This window comes from Streptomyces sp. 2A115, from assembly GCF_052245575.1.
Lineage (GTDB): Bacteria > Actinomycetota > Actinomycetes > Streptomycetales > Streptomycetaceae > Streptomyces.
The window spans coordinates 1-688 of record NZ_JBQQCG010000257.1 but is presented as its reverse complement, the minus strand read 5'-3'; the positions used below and the strand labels follow the sequence as shown (position 1 = coordinate 688).

The following is a 688-nucleotide window of genomic DNA, read 5'->3' as shown; positions in this document are numbered from 1 at the left end:
TGGTGGCCACCACGCCCATTTTCGATGTGTTGGCGGCGACCATGACGGCCAGCGGGATCGGGTCCTGCTTGGGCGCGAAGACGGCGTTCTTGAGGGAACCTTCCATGGTGCCGCCGTACGCGTCGGCGACCATCACCGTGTCCTCGATCATCATGAAGTCGAAGCAGGCCCGCTCCATCGACCGGGCCATGTCGACGTGGAACTTGCCATTGGCCCAGTTCTTCACGTCCGGGGAAGCCGACTCGGACTGCCAGTCCGGCGGCGTGAAGTTCATGAACCAACCCAGGTGGAACATCGTCATGTGCGTCTGCCTTTCAGAACTCGCCGAGGGTCTCGCGCAAAGTGGACCCGGTGTACTCGGTGCGGGTCAGCCCACGTCGTTGGAGTTCGGGGACGAGGCCGTCGCAGATGTCGTTGATGTATTTGCGTGTCAGGCCCCTGCGGTGGATGAGGAAGCCGTCGCCGCCGACCTGCTCCATCACTGCCTGCATCTGGTCGGCGACCTGTTCGGGAGTGCCGATGAACTCCAGGCCGAACGAGCTTGCCGCGATCGCGAGTTGGCGCAGGGTTTTGGGGCCGGGGGTGCCGTCGCCGCGCTTGAAGTGTTCGAGGGATCCGCGTTCGCCGTTGGTGGTCAGGCCTTCGGGGAGCGGTTCGTCCAGGTCGAACTGCTTGAAGTCGATCTCGG

General features: G+C 63.8%; 2 pseudogenes. Both read right to left on the bottom strand.

From position 1 onward, the window contains the following. Nucleotides 1-301: pseudogene (locus ACTWQR_RS55915) on the bottom strand (NtaA/DmoA family FMN-dependent monooxygenase); the annotation flags it as partial. A gap of 13 nt (nt 302-314) precedes the next feature. After that, nucleotides 315-688 (bottom strand): annotated as a pseudogene (locus tag ACTWQR_RS55910) (NtaA/DmoA family FMN-dependent monooxygenase); the annotation flags it as partial.